This window comes from Chryseobacterium sp. WG14 (assembly GCF_024586945.1).
Lineage (GTDB): Bacteria > Bacteroidota > Bacteroidia > Flavobacteriales > Weeksellaceae > Chryseobacterium.
Genome location: NZ_JALCZD010000003.1, coordinates 296,662 through 316,036, shown reverse-complemented (window position 1 = coordinate 316,036; position 19,375 = coordinate 296,662). Strand labels below are relative to the sequence as shown.

Annotated in this window: 20 protein-coding genes; 8 read left to right on the top strand and 12 right to left on the bottom strand. The window is 36.0% G+C overall.

Going from position 1 to position 19,375, the window contains the following annotated elements:
- The 3 genes from MP478_RS07480 (at position 1) to MP478_RS07470 (ending at position 3,707) form a co-directional block, all read left to right on the top strand.
- Positions 1-1,362, top strand: a complete 1,362-nt coding sequence (locus MP478_RS07480; protein WP_257200062.1) for a M28 family peptidase — start codon at positions 1-3, stop codon at positions 1,360-1,362.
- A 2-nt stretch (positions 1,363-1,364) separates the two neighbouring features.
- Positions 1,365-2,723, top strand: a complete 1,359-nt coding sequence (locus MP478_RS07475; RefSeq protein WP_257188865.1) for a M20/M25/M40 family metallo-hydrolase — start codon at positions 1,365-1,367, stop codon at positions 2,721-2,723.
- 738 nt (positions 2,724-3,461) lie between these two features.
- Positions 3,462-3,707, top strand: coding sequence for a hypothetical protein (locus MP478_RS07470; protein ID WP_209799765.1), 246 nt, complete (start codon positions 3,462-3,464; stop codon positions 3,705-3,707).
- Positions 3,708-3,777: 70 nt separating this feature from the next.
- Here MP478_RS07470 and MP478_RS07465 read toward each other — a convergent pair whose 3' ends face one another.
- The 4 genes from MP478_RS07465 to MP478_RS07450 all read right to left on the bottom strand — a co-directional run bounded on the left by MP478_RS07465 (position 3,778) and on the right by MP478_RS07450 (position 7,178).
- A complete protein-coding gene (locus MP478_RS07465) occupies positions 3,778-3,993 on the bottom strand; it encodes a hypothetical protein (protein ID WP_257188866.1) in 216 nt (71 codons plus the stop codon).
- A gap of 207 nt (positions 3,994-4,200) precedes the next feature.
- Entirely contained in the window at positions 4,201-5,238 is a 1,038-nt protein-coding gene (locus MP478_RS07460) for a peptidylprolyl isomerase (RefSeq protein ID WP_257200061.1), read from the bottom strand.
- An 81-nt stretch (positions 5,239-5,319) separates the two neighbouring features.
- Positions 5,320-5,832: an FKBP-type peptidyl-prolyl cis-trans isomerase gene (locus MP478_RS07455; protein WP_257200060.1), complete on the bottom strand. Its 513-nt coding sequence runs from the start codon at positions 5,830-5,832 to the stop codon at positions 5,320-5,322.
- A 275-nt stretch (positions 5,833-6,107) separates the two neighbouring features.
- On the bottom strand, positions 6,108-7,178 hold the full coding sequence (locus MP478_RS07450) for a branched-chain amino acid aminotransferase (protein WP_230035586.1): 1,071 nt from the start codon (positions 7,176-7,178) through the stop codon (positions 6,108-6,110).
- Positions 7,179-7,263: 85 nt separating this feature from the next.
- Here MP478_RS07450 and mnmD point away from each other — a divergent pair, with 85 nt between their 5' ends.
- Both mnmD and MP478_RS07440 read left to right on the top strand, forming a co-directional pair.
- Positions 7,264-7,938 carry a tRNA (5-methylaminomethyl-2-thiouridine)(34)-methyltransferase MnmD gene (gene mnmD, locus MP478_RS07445; protein ID WP_257200059.1) on the top strand — a complete coding sequence of 225 codons (675 nt, stop codon included), beginning with the start codon at positions 7,264-7,266 and terminating at the stop codon, positions 7,936-7,938.
- Positions 7,939-8,037: 99 nt separating this feature from the next.
- Positions 8,038-8,454 carry an NUDIX domain-containing protein gene (locus tag MP478_RS07440; protein WP_257188869.1) on the top strand — a complete coding sequence of 139 codons (417 nt, stop codon included), beginning with the start codon at positions 8,038-8,040 and terminating at the stop codon, positions 8,452-8,454.
- Positions 8,455-8,482: 28 nt separating this feature from the next.
- Here the strand turns inward: MP478_RS07440 and MP478_RS07435 are convergent, their stop codons facing one another.
- Positions 8,483-9,187, bottom strand: a complete 705-nt coding sequence (locus MP478_RS07435) for a DUF4294 domain-containing protein (protein ID WP_230035580.1) — start codon at positions 9,185-9,187, stop codon at positions 8,483-8,485.
- A 51-nt stretch (positions 9,188-9,238) separates the two neighbouring features.
- On the opposite strand from MP478_RS07435, the gene MP478_RS07430 reads away from it, so the two are divergent.
- The gene (locus MP478_RS07430; protein WP_230035578.1) at positions 9,239-10,312 is read left to right on the top strand and encodes a M42 family peptidase; all 1,074 of its coding nucleotides are present in this window, start codon (positions 9,239-9,241) and stop codon (positions 10,310-10,312) included.
- 130 nt (positions 10,313-10,442) lie between these two features.
- The gene (gene rpe / locus MP478_RS07425) at positions 10,443-11,093 is read left to right on the top strand and encodes a ribulose-phosphate 3-epimerase (protein WP_047495569.1); all 651 of its coding nucleotides are present in this window, start codon (positions 10,443-10,445) and stop codon (positions 11,091-11,093) included.
- A 212-nt stretch (positions 11,094-11,305) separates the two neighbouring features.
- Here the strand turns inward: rpe and MP478_RS07420 are convergent, their stop codons facing one another.
- Genes MP478_RS07420 through MP478_RS07410 form a run of 3 tightly spaced genes read right to left on the bottom strand, consistent with a single transcriptional unit; the run spans position 11,306 to position 13,150 of the window.
- Complete coding sequence (locus MP478_RS07420) at positions 11,306-11,791, bottom strand: DUF1772 domain-containing protein (RefSeq protein WP_257200058.1); 486 nt, start codon at positions 11,789-11,791, stop codon at positions 11,306-11,308.
- Positions 11,792-11,830: 39 nt separating this feature from the next.
- Positions 11,831-12,925 (bottom strand): DUF692 domain-containing protein, encoded by a 1,095-nt coding sequence (locus tag MP478_RS07415; protein WP_257200057.1) that lies wholly within the window; start codon positions 12,923-12,925, stop codon positions 11,831-11,833.
- A 3-nt stretch (positions 12,926-12,928) separates the two neighbouring features.
- Entirely contained in the window at positions 12,929-13,150 is a 222-nt protein-coding gene (locus tag MP478_RS07410; RefSeq protein WP_230035572.1) for a hypothetical protein, read from the bottom strand.
- Positions 13,151-13,330: 180 nt separating this feature from the next.
- Between MP478_RS07410 and MP478_RS07405 the strand changes: the two genes are divergently transcribed.
- Entirely contained in the window at positions 13,331-15,178 is a 1,848-nt protein-coding gene (locus MP478_RS07405; protein ID WP_257200056.1) for an alpha-L-fucosidase, read from the top strand.
- A gap of 86 nt (positions 15,179-15,264) precedes the next feature.
- Here MP478_RS07405 and MP478_RS07400 read toward each other — a convergent pair whose 3' ends face one another.
- From MP478_RS07400 to MP478_RS07385, 4 genes are all read right to left on the bottom strand, one after another.
- Positions 15,265-15,681 carry a nucleoside-diphosphate kinase gene (locus MP478_RS07400; RefSeq protein WP_034687444.1) on the bottom strand — a complete coding sequence of 139 codons (417 nt, stop codon included), beginning with the start codon at positions 15,679-15,681 and terminating at the stop codon, positions 15,265-15,267.
- Between the two features lie 605 nt (positions 15,682-16,286).
- The gene (rsgA, locus tag MP478_RS07395; protein WP_257188873.1) at positions 16,287-17,213 is read right to left on the bottom strand and encodes a ribosome small subunit-dependent GTPase A; all 927 of its coding nucleotides are present in this window, start codon (positions 17,211-17,213) and stop codon (positions 16,287-16,289) included.
- A gap of 191 nt (positions 17,214-17,404) precedes the next feature.
- Entirely contained in the window at positions 17,405-18,487 is a 1,083-nt protein-coding gene (locus MP478_RS07390; RefSeq protein WP_047495586.1) for a chorismate mutase, read from the bottom strand.
- 393 nt (positions 18,488-18,880) lie between these two features.
- Positions 18,881-19,267 carry a hypothetical protein gene (locus MP478_RS07385; RefSeq protein ID WP_257200055.1) on the bottom strand — a complete coding sequence of 129 codons (387 nt, stop codon included), beginning with the start codon at positions 19,265-19,267 and terminating at the stop codon, positions 18,881-18,883.
- Between the last annotated feature and the right edge of the window lie 108 nt (positions 19,268-19,375).

Sequence of the window (19,375 nt, the reverse complement as noted above, 5' to 3'; positions counted from 1 at the left end):
ATGAAAAAAATTATAAATCTATCATTACTCATTCTCGGCGTGGCTTTTTTATCTGCCCAGACCAAAGAGGATTCTATACAGTTCAACAGGATTTCCACTGAAATTCTCAATAACGGAAAAGGCTATAATGAATTGAGGGAACTCACCAAAAATATTGGCCATCGTTTAAGCGGTTCCGAAGCTTATGAAGAATCTGTAAAATGGGCGGCACAAAAACTTAAAGAGGCCGGAGCTGATAAAGTTTGGCTTCAGGAAGTAATAATTCCTGTCTGGGAAAGAGGTAAAGAATCATTACACATCAAAACTTCAAATGGCAGCTGGAAAAGCCTTAAAATGCTTTCTCTGGGTAACTCTGAGGGTACAGGAGGAAAAGATATTTCAGGAGAAATTATCATGGTAAAGTCATTGGAAGAATATGACAAACTACCGGCTGAAAAAGTGAAAGATAAAATTGTTTTCTTTAATTATCCCTTCAATCAGGGGCATGTACAAACCTTTATTGCTTATCGGGAAGCAGGAGCTTACAGAAGGACAGCAGCTTCCTTAACCGCTAAAAAAGGCGGAAAATTTGCTGTTATACGTTCTCTTTCTTCAGCTTTTGATGATATTCCACACACCGGAAATATGCGTTATGATGATAGTATATCTAAAGTTCCTGCACTGACTATTGGAAATACCAGCGCAGACGAACTGGAAGCTTTATTAAAAAATCAAAAGGTAACAGCAAAACTTAACTCCAACTGTGGAATGAAAGGTGAGAGACTCTCCCACTCCGTTATTGGTGAAATTACGGGTAAAAAAGATAAAAACGTTATTGTTGTTGGCGGACACCTGGATTCATGGGATGTAGGAGAAGGAGCCCATGACGACGGAGCAGGAATCGTTCAGAGTATAGAAGTGTTAAGAACCTTCAAAAAATTAGGATTACAAAATAACCACACCATCAGAGCTGTTTGCTTCGCCAATGAAGAAAATGGGACAAAAGGAGGAAAACAATATGGAAAAAACGCTAAAGATCACAACGAAAAACACCTTTTCGCTATTGAATCTGATGCTGGGGGCTATTCTCCACGAGGTATTTCATTAGAAATGGACGATACCAAAAGAAACCAGGTCAAAAGCTGGGTAAACCTATTTTTGCCCTATGGAGTTTATAACTTTGAAGGAAAATATTCAGGTTCAGATATTGCTCCGCTTCATGAAATGGGCGTTCCCACTGCAGAATTAGTCCCTGATCCCCAACGTTATTTCGATATCCACCACACCTCGGAAGATACTTTTGAAAAAGTAAACCGCAGAGAACTTCTTCTCGGTTCCACGGTGATGACACAACTTATTTATATGATTGATAAAAATTGGTAACTATGAAAAAGATATTAGGTACAACATTATTAGTTTTGGGAGCAGCTGTTTTTGGCCAAACCAAAGAAGACTCCATACAGTTTAACAAGATCTCTACTGAAATCTTAAACCATGGAAAAGGTTATAACGAATTGAGGGAACTCACCAAAAATATTGGCCATCGTTTAAGCGGTTCCGAAGCTTATGAAAAGTCTGTAAAATGGGCAGCACAAAAACTTAAAGAGGCCGGAGCGGATAAAGTATGGCTTCAGGAAGTAATGATCCCTGTCTGGGAGAGAGGTAAAGAATCATTACAGATCAAAACTTCAAATGGCAACTGGAAAAATCTTAAAATGCTTTCTTTAGGAAATTCCGAGGGAACAGGAGGAAAAGATGTTTCAGGAGAAATCATCATGGTAAAATCCATTGAAGAATATAACAAACTGCCAGCCGAAAAAGTAAAGGATAAGATTGTTTTCTTCAACTATCCTTTCAGTCAGTCATTTATAGAAACATTCAAAGGATATAGTGATGCTGCCAAGTATAGGGTCACTGCTGCTGCATTAGCCGCTAAAAAAGGCGGAAAATTTGCTATTATACGTTCTCTTTCTTCAGCTTTCGATGATGTTCCCCATACGGGAGCAATGCGTTATGAAGATAATGTATCCAAAGTACCCGCTGTAGCTGTTGGAAACACAACGGCAGATGAGCTGGAAACTCTCCTGAAAAGCCAGAATATCACCGCTAAACTTAATTCCAACTGTGGAATGAAAGGTGAGAAACTCTCCCATTCCGTTATTGGTGAAATTACAGGTAAAAAAGACCAAAGCGTTATTGTCGTTGGCGGACACCTGGATTCATGGGATGTAGGAGAAGGAGCTCATGATGACGGAGCAGGAATCGTTCAGAGTATAGAAGTATTGAGGACTTTCAAAAAGCTGGGAATACAAAACAATCATACCATCAGAGTAGTATGTTTTGCCAATGAAGAAAACGGAGTGAAAGGAGGTATCCAATATGGTAAAGCAGTAAAAGAAAATAATGAAAAACATCTTTTTGCTATTGAATCTGATGCCGGTGGTTTTGCCCCAAGAGGAATTGCCCTGGATATGGATGATGCCAGAAGAAATCAAATCAAAAGCTGGTCAAAACTCTTCCTTCCATACGGAGTCTATAACTTTAATGAAAGATTTTCCGGAACAGATTTATACCCTCTTCACGACATGGGAATCCCTGCTGCTGAGCTGATGCCTGATTCACAAAGATATTTCGATATCCATCATACAGAAGAAGATACTTTTGAAAAGGTGAACCGCAGAGAACTCCTGCTGGGAGCTACAGCTATGACACAGATGATCTACATGATTGATAGAAACTGGTAGTAAAAAAATTATAGCTAAACATAAAAAGTTCATAGAAGCCTGAGAGATTAGGGCTTTTATGAACTTTTTTTAATCTTTGACACACTTATTAGGATATTATATCCGTAATATTAAAATGTCGTGATAATTCCCGTTTATCTTATAAAATCCATCCCAAGCCTTCACATAATTTCTACAATTATTCTCATCACTTCCACTGAATTTGCAATCAGGGGCAGCTTCATTTTTTATACTAAAAATTCTTAATTCAAAACAATTTCTCCTTGTTTAAGGAATTAAGCAGTGAAAATCACTGTAAAACAAACATATACAATCCTAAAAAATAAAATGTTGGTGACAAAATATTCACTTTGGCATGAAATTAGCATGTCTTACAACGAAAAAAACATAAAAACACTGGATGAAAAAAGGTCTTCTGTGGATATTCAGTTTTCCACCGATTCAAAATGTGACCCTTTTTTTTCTGCGATGCCCTAAATGATATGGAAAATGTGATTGATTAACCTTGGTTCATTTTTCACAACACTATAATTCATATCAGACTGGTATCATAACCCATGAATCATTAATGATTCAAAAATTTACTGATCAACCCTAAGCTATATGCTCCGGGCTCAGTCGTATAAATAAATGGCACGTCTTCATGAACCTTAGCCCAGTAAGAGAATGTATTCTTTTTACCATGTAAGACAGCTGCTTATCCATATAAATTAATGTATAACCCTTAAAATGGTAATAATGATGAGAGATTTTTTTGAAATGATTTTTAAGAGAAATGAAGATGCTGCAAAAATGCATATCTGGAGCTTGCTTTTGGTATTAAGTTTTGCCATCTTTTCTGTATTGGTATACACCTTAAAACCAAGCTTTAACAGCTTAATAATATATCTGACTGCATTCGCCGCTTATATCGGCTTTGGTCTTGTATTCATCAGTTCCCTGGCGGGGACAAGTATGAAAAAAAGATCCAGCAGAAACATATAATTTTTAATTCTTTTTTTTACTGAAAAACCGTCCTTTGGGACGGTTTTTTGTTTTACAATTCACTGATCATTTATTCAATACCTTTCATCATCTCGGTAAGGATCTTTATTGTTTCTTCCTCAATCATTTTTTCAGATTTTGTAACCAGCTCTATCCTGAAAGGCTCACAACAAGCCTTTATTCCAAAGCCGTCATCTGTTTTCACAAATTCAGGATGCAAACCATGTTCTTTACACACTTCTGCTTCAATTTCTTTTCGGATTAAAGCATAATCTAGATTAATCATATCTTTTTATTTTGTTTCATTGATGATGGATAAAGATAGGAATAAATTGCTTGTATAGAAATCCGGATTTCTACGGTACTTTTACAAAAAATCAACTGTGAAGAGCGGGGTGGTTTCTGTTTAAAATACTAACCCTTATTCGATTTAGCAATAATTACAAAAAGCCGCCCCTTGCGGAACGGCTTTCATATCTTAAAAATATTTCAATTATTTCACTTTTACAAGCTCTACATCGAAGACTAACCAAGCGTTTGGCGGAATAACTCCTCCTGCTCCTCTTTCTCCGTAAGCCATTGCCGGCGGGATCAATAAAGTAGCAGTTTCACCTTCTTTTAATAACAGGATACCTTCATCCCATCCTTTGATTACTCTTCCCATTCCAATTGGAATATCGATAGGCTCATTTCTTTTGAATGAAGAATCAAATTCTGTTCCGTCTACTAACTTTCCAGCATAGTGTACAGATACGTTATCACCAGATTTCGGAGCTTTACCGTCTGTTGTTTTTGTGATTTTGTAATAAAGACCAGATTCAGTTTTTTGCATACCTGCTTTCAGGTTTTCAATCATTTTCTCCTGGTTAGCTTTAAACTCTTCTTCTTTTTTCTTTCTTTCAGCTTCCTCCTTAGCGATAAAAGCTTTATTATTTTCTGCAATTTTAGCCTTCCCTTCGCTGAAAGTCTTAGCTGCATCGTAGTTTTTGTACTCATCACCTTTACCGAAAACAGAAACTTTTTCTAAAACGATATCTGTTTTAGGCTTATCCTGAGCTCCTTTTTCAACGTTAGCGATAGCATCAATTACGTCATTTCCTTTTACTACTTTACCGAAAATAGTATGTTTTCCGTCCAACCATGGTGTAGCCACTTCAGTAATGAAAAACTGAGAACCATTGGTATTAGGTCCTGAGTTTGCCATAGAAAGAATACCTTTCCCGGTATGTTTAAGGTCGTTTCTCTCATCCTCGAATTTATATCCAGGATCTCCCATTCCTGTTCCCTGAGGATCACCTCCCTGAATCATGAAATCTTTGATCACTCTGTGGAAAATTGTTCCATCATAATAAGGAACTCCTTTAGCCTTAGCCTTGTTATCGATTTTCCCTTCTGCAAGACCGATAAAGTTGGCCACAGTTACTGGTGCTTTCTTGTCTTCAAACTTTACAATCAGATTCCCTTTTGTAGTTTGAATGTTTGCATAAAGTCCGTCATTAAGACCTTCGTAAGTTTCTTTGTCTACGTTCATTTTTTTATAAATTGGAGTACAACTCATCAGCGAAATACTTGCCGCTGCCAGAATTATATTTTTGTTAAACAATTTCATGTATTATAAAGCTTTTAATTTTATGATTAATGGGATGTCGTTATCTATTTTTTTTTCGTCTCCAAATGTTCCATAAGCCAGTGAAGATGGCACCAAAAGCGTTACCTCTTCCCCATCTCGTATAAACCGTAAAGCATTTTCCACAGCTTTCAGCTCATCAAAATGCCCAAATTTAGCATCTCTTCTTTCAAAAGACTGATCATAAATCTTGGTCTCATCAAAATCATACAGATCATAGGAATAAGAGATCGTGGTATTGTCTGCTCTCCTTTCTCTCTGATCATACCCTTCCGCTGTTACCCAATAATTAAGCTGTGTAGGATAATATTTTACCGGCTGGCTATTGGCCCACTGCTGGATGTGTCCTCTTTCTATAGCATTCAGATTTTTCATCCTTTCTTTAGAAACATCCAGATCTTTTTGGCTTAAAACACCACCTACCGGAGGGTGCGCGGGCTGTGCATTCCTATTGCAGCTCAACAGACTGATTAATGATATGAAGACTAATTTTCTCATAAACTTTTGCGAAAATACACATTTCGGGAATCAATTACAAAACTTATATCAGATTTCCGGGAACAATTTAAGGAACATAAAATACAATATTTTACTGTAACAAAAAATTGTTTCAAACTACTGGTTTTTAAGAATACTGAGAAAAACTTTATTCAAGGCTCTTTTATATTAAAAGTGACTGAATTTTTCTTACTGGTTACAAGCATCCTGGGGCTGAAGTCAATAAAAAAAGCCGGAAATATTCCGGCTCCTATATATTTTATATTCAGTTTAGATTAAACTGTTTCTAAAGCGTGGTCCACCACAACTCTCCATCCGAATGGATCTTCAGAAAGATTGTTCTGCAGATCTACCAAATCCTTCTTAAGAATAGCCGCAAAGCTTTCCTCATCAGATAATCTTGGAAGCTCAAGTTTTTCTCCCTGATATCCTAAAGCCTGGAATACTGTAGTTACTACAGCAGTTCCTACTCCCCATACTTCTTTTAAAGTACCGTTTTTCTGTGCTTCAACTACAGTTTTTACCGGAATTGGTTCAACTTTCACCTCAATACCTCTTTTCTTAGCCAATTGAAGGAAGCTGTCTCTTGTAACTCCGTCAAGAATTTTCTCTGAAGTCGGAGGCGTATAAATAGTATCGTTAATTCTTACAAACACATTCATAGTACCACTCTCTTCAAAATATTCGTGAGTAGCGTCATCCGTCCAGATGATTTGCTCATAGCCTTCTTCAATAGCCAGCTGAGTTGGGTAAAAAGAAGCAGCATAGTTTCCTGCTGCCTTCGCAGAACCCACACCACCGTTTGCTGCTCTTGAATAATGATCAGAGATCTTTACAGAAACAGGCTCTGAATAATAGCTCTTCGCTGGTGTTGCAACAATAGCGAACATATATTTGTTAGAAACTCTTGCTTTCAAAGCTTCTTCAGTAGCAAAAATCAACGGTCTGATATATAATGACATTCCCTCTCCTTGTGGAATCCATTCTCTATCGATATCTACCAATGCTTTTAAACCGTCTAAAAACATTTCCTCAGTCACTTCAGGCATAGCAAGACGCTTCGCTGACTTGTTGATACGTTCAAAATTCTTTTCTGGCCTGAAAAGGAAAACCTGCCCATCTTTGTCTTTATAAGCTTTCATACCTTCAAAACAAGCTTGCCCATAGTTTACTCCCATCATAGCAGGCGTAAATGGTATCGGACCGTAAGGAACTAATTTCACATCACCCCATTTTCCATCTTCATACTCACATATAATCATATGATCAATGAAAGTACCACCAAATGAAAAATTATTTGGGTCAAATGTAGAAATTCTAGAGTTTTCAGTTTTTTGAATTATCATTTTTAAAATTTTTTACGATGTTCTACAAATTTAATATAATTTTCTAAATATAAAAATTTTAGAGTAAATTTGACAAAAAAATAGCTTGAAAAGAGAAGTAAAGACCACTAACGATGGAAGCAAAACGTTGTTTATCAACGACTTAAATGAGAACTACCATTCTCATCATGGCGCGTTGCAAGAAGCAGAACATGTGTTTATCAAAAATGGACTAAATTTAGTTAATGATTGCGAAATTAATATTTTAGAACTCGGTTTTGGAACAGGTTTGAATGTTTTAGTTACAATTAATGAATATTTAAAAACTGACAAAAATCATGTCATTAATTATTTTTCGCTTGAAAAATACCCCGTAAATGAATCTGAAGTTAACGATTTGGCATATTTTGAGCTTTTTGATAATCCTGAGTTCAAAAATATTTACCAGAAAATTCATCTGGCAGATTGGGAAAAGTCAGTTGAAATCATTAGTGGTTTCAACTTAAAAAAGATAGAATGTGACTTTTTCGACCTCAAGGACATAGAATTGCCAAAAATTAACCTGGTCTACTTCGACTGTTTCGGAGCAAGAGTACAGCCTGATCTTTGGGAAAAACCGTTATTTGAAATGGTTTCTGACAAAATGGCCATTAATGGATTATTAACAACCTACTCTTCTAAAGGAAGTGTAAGAAGAATTCTTCAGGAACTGAACTTTAAAGTAGAAAAAAAACAAGGCCCTCCTGGAAAAAGGGAGATGATTAATGCCATAAAGCTTTAATAGTTTAAAAGACATAATACGCCTTTGCTTTTCCTGATTTCACCATTCCTTCATGAAAATTTCTTACATTAGCTTTACAAAATATTATACCTATTATATATGATAGACAAGATCAACATTAGAGTGTATGGCTGTGCAGTAAAAGACAAGAAAGTTTTGACCTTATTTGAAGAATATGCAGGAGAATCTTTAGTGAAATTTCCGGGAGGAGGATTGGAATACGGTGAAGGGGTACTGGAATGTCTGCACCGTGAATTTGATGAAGAGCTTAATGTAAAAATAGATATTACAGAACATTTCTATACACAGGAAAACTTCCTGGTTTCCCGCTTCAGAGAAAACGAACAGCTTCTTACCTTATATTATATTGTTAATATCATCAATGAGGAAGACTTCCTGATCATGGATCCATGCATCGAAAAAACAGAATGGATAGCTATCGACAGGCCCGACAATCCATTTCCACTTCCAATAGATAAAATTGTATTCGATAAATTAAAAGAAAAATTCCTGTAAGCTTTTACAGGAATTTACTTTTATATTGTTATTTTTTGACCTTAAACTGATTGGCTCCCGGATAAGGCTTTAAATAGCCGGAGTTCCAGTTGGACTGCAGTAATGACTCTATGAATTCATCACTCCTGTTTTTGTGAGGATCATACTGTTCTTTCAAATCAATATCAGCCATCTTTCCTTTTACATTCCACCAAAAGGCACTCCATCCTCCTCTAAGCTCTTTTATAATTTCATAAACATTTTTACCGGTAGCTCTGTTCATTAATTTTGCAAAAACCTGGCCTTCGGTTGTCGTAAGATCTCTTAATTGTTTTTCATATTGGTCAGCAAGCATATTCTGCCTTTCTCTTATAAATTTTCTTTTAGCCTTACTATCCATATTATCCATATCTGCCTGCATATCCCGATACTGTTGCAAAGCAGTCACAAATAACGGATATACCCTGTATAGCTTTTTATTTAGAAAATAATAGTAATTTTTATCGAGCTGATTGTTGAATCGGGGTTTGTTTACCAGAACAAGTTCGTCCATCACTACTACAGGCTCTCCATTAATCTCGTAGATTTTAACCTTTTGTTGCTCGTCGTAATAATACTTATTACCGAATTCATCCACTTTCAGAGATTCAGCAGGATATTGGTTAAGAGGTTTTGCCACAATAGAATCCGTCTGACCAAAAACACTGACTCCAAAAAAGAAAATAAAAAGGCAGATAATCTTCCTAAAATTCATTATTTTTACACTTATAAGAATAAAAATTAAACGCAAAAATCATTCCTTTTTATGAAATTTGAAAAGAAATCTTTAAAATTTTTAGAAAAATATTTAAATACTTCATCACCAACAGGTTATGAACACAAGGGACAGGAGGTCTGGATGGACTATATCAGACCGTATGTAGATAAAATTGAAGTGGATCATTATGGAACCTGCTATGGTATCATTAATCCTGAAGCTGATTTTAAAGTAGTAATTGAAGCCCACGCTGATGAGATTTCCTGGTACGTAAACTATATTACTGACGACGGATTGATCTACGTCATCCGAAACGGAGGCTCGGATCAGACTATTGCCCCTTCCAAAGTGGTTCATATCCACGGAGAAAACGGAATTGTAAAAGGAGTTTTCGGATGGCCGGCTATCCATACCAGAACTAATCAAAATGAACCTACGCCAAAAATTGAAAACATTTTCATCGATTGCGGAGCCACTTCCAAAAAAGAAGTGGAGGAAATGGGAATCTATGTAGGATGCATGATCACTTATCCGGATGAGTTCTTTGAAATGAATGACAGGTATTTTGTCTGCAGAGCTTTGGACAACAGAATCGGAGGTTTTATGATTGCTGAAGTGGCAAGGCTTTTAAAAGAGAATAAAAAATCAATTTCTTTTGGGCTGTATATCACCAATTCTGTTCAGGAAGAAGTAGGACTATACGGAGCTGATATGATTGCCGATACGATTAAGCCTAATATTGCGATTGTAACCGATGTTACCCATGATACAACCACTCCTATGATCGAAAAGAAAAAAGAAGGTGATCAGAAATGTGGTGACGGACCTGTAGTATTCTTCGCGCCAAGTGTTCACCATACGATCAGAGAATTAATTATTGATACGGCAAAAACAAAGAAAATACCTTTCCAGAGAGCTGCGGCAAGCAGAGCAACAGGAACAGATACAGATGCCTTTGCCCACTCTAACGGTGGGGTACCAAGTGCTTTAATTTCCCTACCTTTGCGTTATATGCATACCACGGTGGAAATGGTATCCAAAGAAGATGTAGGTAATGTAATCAAACTGATCTACGAAACCATTCTGAAGATTAAGCCGGAAATGAAACTAAAGTATCATTAATAGAATCAAGATGAAAGATACAAGATTCAAGACATTCAAAATATGAATAAAAAAGATATTCTCGTACATCTTAACCATTTATATCTCGACTCTTGATTCTTGACTCCAAATATCTAATTAAAAAGTAAAAATGAAAACGAAGCTTATTGCTCCTTCCCTTTTATCTGCAGACTTTGGGAATCTGCAAAGAGACATTGAAATGCTGAACGCCTCTCAGGCTGACTGGTTCCATATTGATGTCATGGATGGTAGATTTGTACCTAATATTTCATTCGGTTTTCCGGTAATGAAAACGGTTCAGCAGCATGCTAAAAAATTCGTGGATGTACATTTAATGATTGTAGAGCCCGAAAAATATGTTGATGAATTTATCAATCATGGTGCTGATCTGGTTTCTGTACATTACGAAGCGTGTACACACCTTCACAGAACGATTCATCATATTCAAAGTAAAGGGGCGAAAGCCGGGGTTGTTTTAAACCCTTCCACTCCTGTTCTAATGCTTGAAGATATTATTGCTGATGTAGATCTTGTTTTATTAATGAGTGTAAATCCCGGATTTGGAGGACAAAAATTCATTGAAAACACGTATAAAAAAATTGCAGAAACAAAAGATCTTATCTTAAGCAATAACTCTACAGCACTTATTGAAATAGACGGTGGCGTTAATCTTGATAATGCCTCTAAGCTTTTTGAAGCAGGAGCTGATGTGCTGGTAGCCGGAAATGCGGTATTCTCTGCGGAAAGCCCGGAAAGAACCATAGAGCTTTTAAAAATTTAAATTGTATTTTCAACCATACAGAAAAAGGCAGTTCTCAGGGACTGCCTTTCCTCATTTTTGGAACTTTGAGTAGATGTGGTTATTAGCTATTTTGAGTTTTTATCTTTACTTCTTCCTGATAACAACACAAATTTCTCAATAAAGATCCACACTTTCATCAGTAGAAATACTGAATTTTAACGTAAGCATTTCTACCTAATCCCATTGTTTTTTTACACTTCTTTATTCCAAATACACGCACAAACTACCAAAGCAATACTGATTACCGAGAAAACAGTTCTTACGTTATTTAAGAGATTCCATCTGTTCTCAAAACTTTCCCGCATTTGCTTAATGGCACCGGTGGTAGCTCCCGAAATATCAAATTTATCAAGCACATCATTCATCGGAACATTTCCTGCTACTGTAACGCCAAAAACACCTATCAGATAAGCTAATGTTGCCAGCAAAAGGAAAATAAAAGCAGGCTGCTGCCCACGAAATACAAATGCAGATACAGGAAGAAGAACCGCTGTTCCCATAAAGCTCATAAAAAATACAGGATTAAGAATTTCCCGATTGATATTCTGCATTGCTTTCAGATATTCTCCATCAGATAATTTCCCCAGTCCCAATACTACAGAACAGGAATAGGCGTAGAAAAGTCCGGCAATTAAAGCCGTAAGCACAGCAGTAACAATTAATAATAGGGTTGCCATTTTCATATATTTTGATTTGTGGTTAGTAGTCGGTATATTTTAATAGGGATTCCATTTTTTAATAATATTCTGGGCAGTCAGAATCATTTCAGGGTCCCAATTTTTCGTTTTAAAATAATGAAAATTCTGATTTTTAATTAACGTAGGATCAGCATGATCAAATAACAGCTTTGTTAGCCGGATCTGTTCCTCGTATATAATTAAATCTTCCAATGGTTCTGAAAGGAGTCTCTCTCTTTTTACCCACTTTTCTGCTTTACCATTCATTGTATCAGAATAGCTAATAATTCTTTTAATCCTCATAAAATCATTAAAAAAACACTGCTTCTCCTCTTCTGTATGAATGGTATGTCCAAGTCTTTCAATGATAATATATTCCAGGTTATGACATTGTGACAGCACTGAAGGAAGCACCGCAAAGATTTCTTCCGGAATTACATCATCATGTGTATCTCTGCGGATCATTTTTTTTCCATAAACACTATCCTGCCAGCTTCCCCCTGAAAGATGAATCTCTTTGACCTTCTCCAAAGGATACAAACCCACAATATCCTGCATACTCACTTCAAAGTTGCAAGACTGACAATATATATTATGAAGATCAAGGATTAAAAAACCATTAATATCATCTATTAACTTATCAAGAAAAACACCCTGCTCTCTGACATCGTTAACGGAAAAAGAAAATGCCAGATTTTCTACTCCAATAGGAATATCTACAGCGTCCTGCAGTCTGTAAAGCCTGTCTTTTCCAACCTCAAGTGTTTTCGGATGCAAAGAAATGGGCAATGGTACACCCTGATGATAATTTTCGGTGTTCATAAAACCGAAATGCTCTGTAATATGATTATAATTTCTCTTTTGAACTTCCTGCTTCAGTTTTTGAAGCCACATTTCCTGTCGCTCCGTCCACCTTGCATCGAATAAGGAGTAATAAACGCCATGCCCAAGCAAACGGTCATTTCCGGCGTAAAAGTCTAAAAGATCTTTAAGCCATGACGGCTCCTCAGCTTCAAAGAAGGTATCAAATGACCACTCGATCACATCCACAGCATTGTTCTGTAGCAAAGGTAAAATAGCAGAAACAAAATCTGCCTCTGCCATCATTGATAATCCTAATAGTGGTTTTTCCATATCCTATCCCATTCCACAGGCAGGACAACCATGAGGTAAACGAACCACAGTATCTTTCTTCGCAATAACTTTAGGTGTTCCCGGCTTTGGCTTTTCCGGAGTTTCTTTAATTACTGCTTTTTTAACTTTCTTTACAGGCTTTTTAGTGTTCGTAACAGACTTCGTTGTCTGTGCCGAAACTCCTACTGCTAATAAACTAGCCATTAATAGGGTTGGAATTTTCATTTTTTTTCTTTTTAAGGAAGTTTACAATAAGTGTTCCATTTATTTTGCTTTAAAAATACAACAATTTATCATTGAATATTTTATTTTTTTCAGACAGCATCTCTTCTATTAAACGAATATTTGAAATGAATATTTGAGAAATAGATATTCTTTATTTATATTTATCATTAAAAATAAAAAATGAGAAACACGCTTATAAAAGCTGTTTTCCTTGGATTGGCAGTATCAGCACACAGCATCAATGCACAAATACAGTCCGTTGACAACAATAAGAAAATGGAATGGTTCAAGAATGCTAAACTGGGTGTTTTCATTCATTGGGGAGTTTATTCGGTTAACGGAATTTCTGAATCATGGTCATTCTTCAATAATTACATCAATTATGAGAATTATATGAAGCAGCTGGATGGGTTTTCAGCTTCAAAATATCAGCCGGAACAATGGGCTGAGCTTATCAAAGAATCGGGGGCAAAATATGCCGTGATTACGACAAAGCATCACGATGGAATAGCACTTTGGAATTCTAAGGCTGAAAAAGCGATCACTATTCCCGGTAATTCTTCAGCCCAAAAAGATGTTTTGAGCCCTTTCGTGGCCAGTCTTAAAAATTCAGGATTAAAAACAGGTCTTTATTTTTCACTTCCGGACTGGAGCCATCCGTATTATGACGTCAATACCCGGATTAAAAAACGATATGATATAAAAAATGATCCTAAGCGCTGGCAGAACTTCACCAAGTATTATCAGACCCAGCTTACTGAGCTTTCTTCACAATATAAACCTGATCTTTTATGGTTTGACGGAGATTGGGAGCATACCTCTGAAGAATGGAAAGCTCCCCAGACACTCGGGATTCTGAAACAGTACAATCCGGATATTATCATCAATTCAAGGCTTAATAATCATGGTGATTATGATACTCCGGAACAGGGAATTCCTGTTATTGCTCCACAAAATCCTTATTGGGAACTCTGTTATACGATGAATGATTCCTGGGGATATCAGCCTTATGACAATAACTACAAAACCCCCAATATGATTGTCCGTACCCTGGCAGACGTCATCAGCATGGGAGGTAATCTATTGCTTGACATGGGCCCTAAAGCTGATGGAACAATCCCTGAGAAACAGGTGGAAATCTTAAAAAATCTTGGAAGATGGGTTTCTAAAAATAAAAAGGCCGTTTACGAAACCCAACGGGGAATTCCTTTTGAAAATTATAAAGGAAAGTCTTCTCTGTCTGCTTCTAAAAAGTCTTTATTCCTCTATCTGGAAGAAGATAAAAACATGACTAAAATTTATGGTTTGGCAACAAAGCCCGCTTCTGCAAAAATTATAGGAGATAGTAAGGCTGTAGTGGAAATGAGCTATGATGACAAAAACACAGTAAGCCTTCACTTTTCAAATATGAAATTTGATAAAGACATTAGCGTTGTAGAACTCGCTTTTGATAATCCTCCTGTATTTCTTAAAGACTTTAAGAAAGAAAAGCAACCGCTCTCCCAACTTATTGACCAAAAAGACACTCAGTCGGCTATTTATGATATCGCTGATGCTCTTCATGATGGTGATCATCTGTTCACCAATTCCGGACTGACCAATGACGGGCTTGATATGCAGCTTGGCCAAAACACTCATACAAACCCTGAAACACTTCAATGGATCAGTAAGCATGCAGAAGCTCTTTTCGACACTGAAAAAGGATTGCCGGAAGGTCATTATCCGGGCATGAGCAGCCTGTCTAAAGATAAACAGACCCTTTATCTTTTTGTAGAAGATAAGCCAACCGGCCCTATTGCTTTAAAAGGAATAAAAAACAACATTGCCAGAATCAGAATTGTTGGAGAAGGCACTTTACTTGATCACAGTATTTACAACAAGCTTTACTGGAGTGACAGACCAGGTATTGTATATATTGATATTCCAAAGGAAAGGCTTGATAAAAACATGACCGTCATTGCGGTTTTACTTGACAAACCTATTGAGCTCTACAGAGAAAAGATTGGAGCAATTGAAAATAATCTTTAACCTTAATTTCAAAAAATTGGAATAGATTAAAAAAACAAAATCCGGAGAAAAAATTCTCCGGATTTTTTATTTTGTAAGGTAGTTTCTTAGAAAATCTCTCTTCCTGAAAAATGGAATTGAGCTTCGATAAGAGCGTTCTCATCAGAATCTGATCCGTGAACAGCATTTTCACCAATGCTTCTTGCAAACATTTTTCTGATTGTACCTTCTGCAGCTTCTGCTGGATTTGTAGCTCCAATCAATGTTCTGAAGTCTTCAACAGCGTTGTCTTTTTCTAAAACTGCAGCCACGATAGGACCTGAACTCATGAATTCTACCAATTCTCCATAAAATGGCCTTTCAGCATGTACTTCGTAGAATTTTTTAGCATCAGCTACTGTAAGCTGAGTTAATTTTAAAGCTTTGATTTTAAAACCTCCTTCTGCAATCTTACCTAATATAGCACCGATATGTCCGTCAGCAACTGCATCAGGCTTAATCATAGTGAATGTAATGTTAGACATAAATGTATATTTTTTTAATGCCGCAAAATTACAAAAAATATCTTTGATTTTTATTTTAATTTTTTTTTAACATAAAAATAACTTTTATTAAGAAATTGTGAACTAAACTTTGGCACAGTAATTGTTTATTCTATTGCGATTCTCATGTTTAATTTGAGTTTTCATGGTTATTAGTTTTTACCCAGCTTCGGCTGGGTTTTTTATTTGTAAAAAATCAACACTTTTATTGCTAATTTGATAAAATTAAAAACCATATAAAATCATATTAATACGTTATTGCTTCTATTTCAATCAATGAAATAATGATTTTTTTTCGTTTTTTTTTAAATGATTCATTTTGGTGGCACAAATATTTCAAAAATATGACATTATGCCGGACATTTTGAATGTCAAAAAGTGGAGTTATTGTAAAAGTATTTATTTCCAGGACGGAAAAAATCGGCCGGATCATTTTTTTCTGAAAAAATTTTAATCAAAAAAAGACACCCCATACTATAAGATATTTTTTAATGTGATTCCCCGGTCTGTTTTTTCTATGTTCATAAAGTATTTGCAGATCAATTTATATTGATCCGATAGTATTGTAAAGAGGTGAAACCAGGTAATTATTTTTGAGAAGCTTCTTCTGCCTCATCCATAAGCTTAATGTAGGTAGAATAACGGGAATGTTGAATTTCTCCGGTCTCCAAAGCATCCAGAACCGCACATTTGGGCTCATTGATATGAAGGCAGTTATGGAATTTACATTCTTCTCTTTTCTTAAAGATTTCAGGAAAATAATGCTGTACTTCATCTTTTTCGATATCAATCATGGCAAACTCACGAACACCGGGTGTATCAATTACATTACCTCCAAAATCCCAAAAATGCATCTGGGCGAAGGTTGTCGTATGTTTTCCTTTGAGGTGAGTATCGGAAATTTCGGAAGTTTTCAAATTAAGCCCGGGCTGCAGTGCATTTACCAAAGTAGATTTTCCGCATCCTGAATGGCCGAAGAATACTGAGGTCTTATCTTTAAGGAGCTCCTGAAGCTGATCCAGGTTCAAACGGGAATAAGAAGAGATTTCTAATGTATCATACCCTATTTCCTGATAAAGAAATTCAATATCTTTTACAATTTCAATTTCCTCTTCATGCAGGACATCAATTTTATTGAATAAGAGTAAAGGGGTAATATTATAAGCTTCACAGCATGCTAAAAAACGATCCAGGAAACCAAGTGATGTTTCAGGGTGTTTCAAGGTAAAAATAAAACACGCCATATCAATATTGGAAGCGATGATATGAGCTTCTTTTGAAAGGTTTACTGATTTCCTGATCAGGTAATTTCTGCGGGGTTCTATTTTGGTAATCCACGCGATATCATCCTGCTCTAACTGAAATTCAACAAAATCTCCTACTGCAAGTGGATTGGTAAGCCTAGTTTTTATTAATTTAAACTTTCCCCGGATTCTGGCCTCGAAAATTTTATTTGTTTCCGGTTCCAAAACCTGGTACCAACTTCCTGTAGATTTAATGATTTTTCCTTTCATAGATAATGCTAGGTGCAAATATAAGAAATTAAGAAATAGAAAGTAGGGCTTAGAGTTTAGGAAATAGGTTAAAACAAATGTTTCTACAGCTATCCCTAAGCTCTAAGCCCTTTATTTATGATCGTCAGAACTTATTTCACAGAGTTTATGAACTTTTCAGTTCAAATTACTCCATCTTAAGTCTTGTTACCTTATGCTCTGTCAATCATGATATTATTCTGTACCTCAATAGATTCTTCATGAATGGCCTTGAATACCTTTTCAATAAATTCATTAGACATTCCTGTTTCTTTAGCTTTTTGATTAGCGTATTCAGTAATTACTTTCCAACGCTCAGGCTGGAAGATGGCAATATCATTTTCCTTTTTAAGTTTTCCGATTTTTTCTGAGATCTTCATTCTTTGAGAAAGAAGTTCTATTAACTGGAAGTCAAGATCAGAAATTAAAGTTCTGTGTCTTCCCATTTCACCTTCAAATCCTGCCAGATTTGAGCTCCTTACTTTTAAGTTTCCGATAAGCTCTGCCAATACTTCAGGGGTAATCTGTTGCGCTGCATCACTCCATGCTTCATCAGGATTACAGTGGCTTTCAATGATAGCTCCCTGGTATCCTACGTTAAGTGCTTCCTGTGTGATATCAGCCAATCCTGTTCTGTTTCCACAGATATGAGAAGGGTCAATCAGCATTGGAATATCCGGGAACTGACTTTTGAAATCCAAAGCAATCTGCCAATTCGGGTTATTTCTGTATTTTGTTTTCTGGTATGTGGAAAATCCTCTGTGAATTACTCCAAGATTTTTAATATCCTGGCCTAAAAGTCTTTCTAAAGCGCCAATCCATAAAGCTAAATCAGGATTCACCGGATTTTTAACGAATACAGGTTTGTCTGTACCTCTTAAGGCCATAGCAATTTCCTGCACGGTAAAAGGGTTTACTGTAGAGCGTGCCCCAATCCAAAGAACATCTACATCTGCTTCTAGAGCGGCAAACACGTGATGTGCATTGGCAACTTCCGTAGCAGTTTTAAAACCGTATTCTTCTTTTACTTTTTTTAGCCAGTTTAAACCAATTACTCCTACACCTTCAAAACCATTGGGTTTGGTACGGGGCTTCCAGATTCCTGCACGGAAAACAGATACCTGAGCATTTGATTCTTTAATTCTTTTAGCCGTTTCAAGCATTTGAGCTTCACTTTCTGCGCTACACGGTCCTGCAATCATTAGAGGCTGTGTAAGCCCACTGATCCACTCGCTTTTTAAATCTTTTAGGTTCATATTCTAAATTTATTGTTTTGTTATTTATTCTAAAGTTCACAGCACGGCCCTTTCATTATAAATTTACTTTATAATTCTTTTCAAAAAATGCCGTTCAAAATTTTTTTAAAGGAATCAGGAGAATAAAAGGGCTTCACTCCTCCTGTATTTTTTGGAAAGAAATTCAGTTAGTAGTACCAGTAAAATCGGTAATAGGTTCTGAAATTTCTATAATAAGAAGAAGAAAAGCTAAAATAACCGCTAAAATAATTAGCGGGTGTAAAATAAGACAGATATGTTGTCAATAAATTTTCCATTTTTGTTCTGGAAATGTCTTGTTTTAGCGTTTCTTGTTAGTATTTGCTTTTGTCAAAAAAATATTTTTCACAAAATTATTTCACAAATATATAAAAATTATGTCAAATCAAACTTCATTAAATCATCAAGATCTTTTAAAAGCGGATTTTTTTCTATAAATTTTTCAAATATTTTTCTTTTGGTGACCACCTCAATCTTCAGATTTTCAACGTCCCGCTGGTATTCTACGACAATAGAATGATTGTGAACTTTGCTTCTGAAATGATTGAAAAATTCTCCACTTATTTTATCAAATTCCACTTTAGCAGAATCTGAAGGGTATAAAACTTTGATTTTATTTTCTTCTTCCTTGACCAGTTTAAAGGTTTTTACGGCATTAAAGATAAAACCGTCTTTTCTCTGCAGCTGTTTGAGCATAAGGGTCCATTCTGCTTGCAGGTCTGTCTCGGTAAAATGATTTTGCGGAAGTTTTTCAGTTTTCACGATTACGGTTTCTTCCACCACTTCTTTCTCTTCTTTATTCAGAAAAGAATTGATACTGAAGCCTGAAGAACCTCCTGGTCTCGATAAAGGTTTATTGGTTTTCTGAAT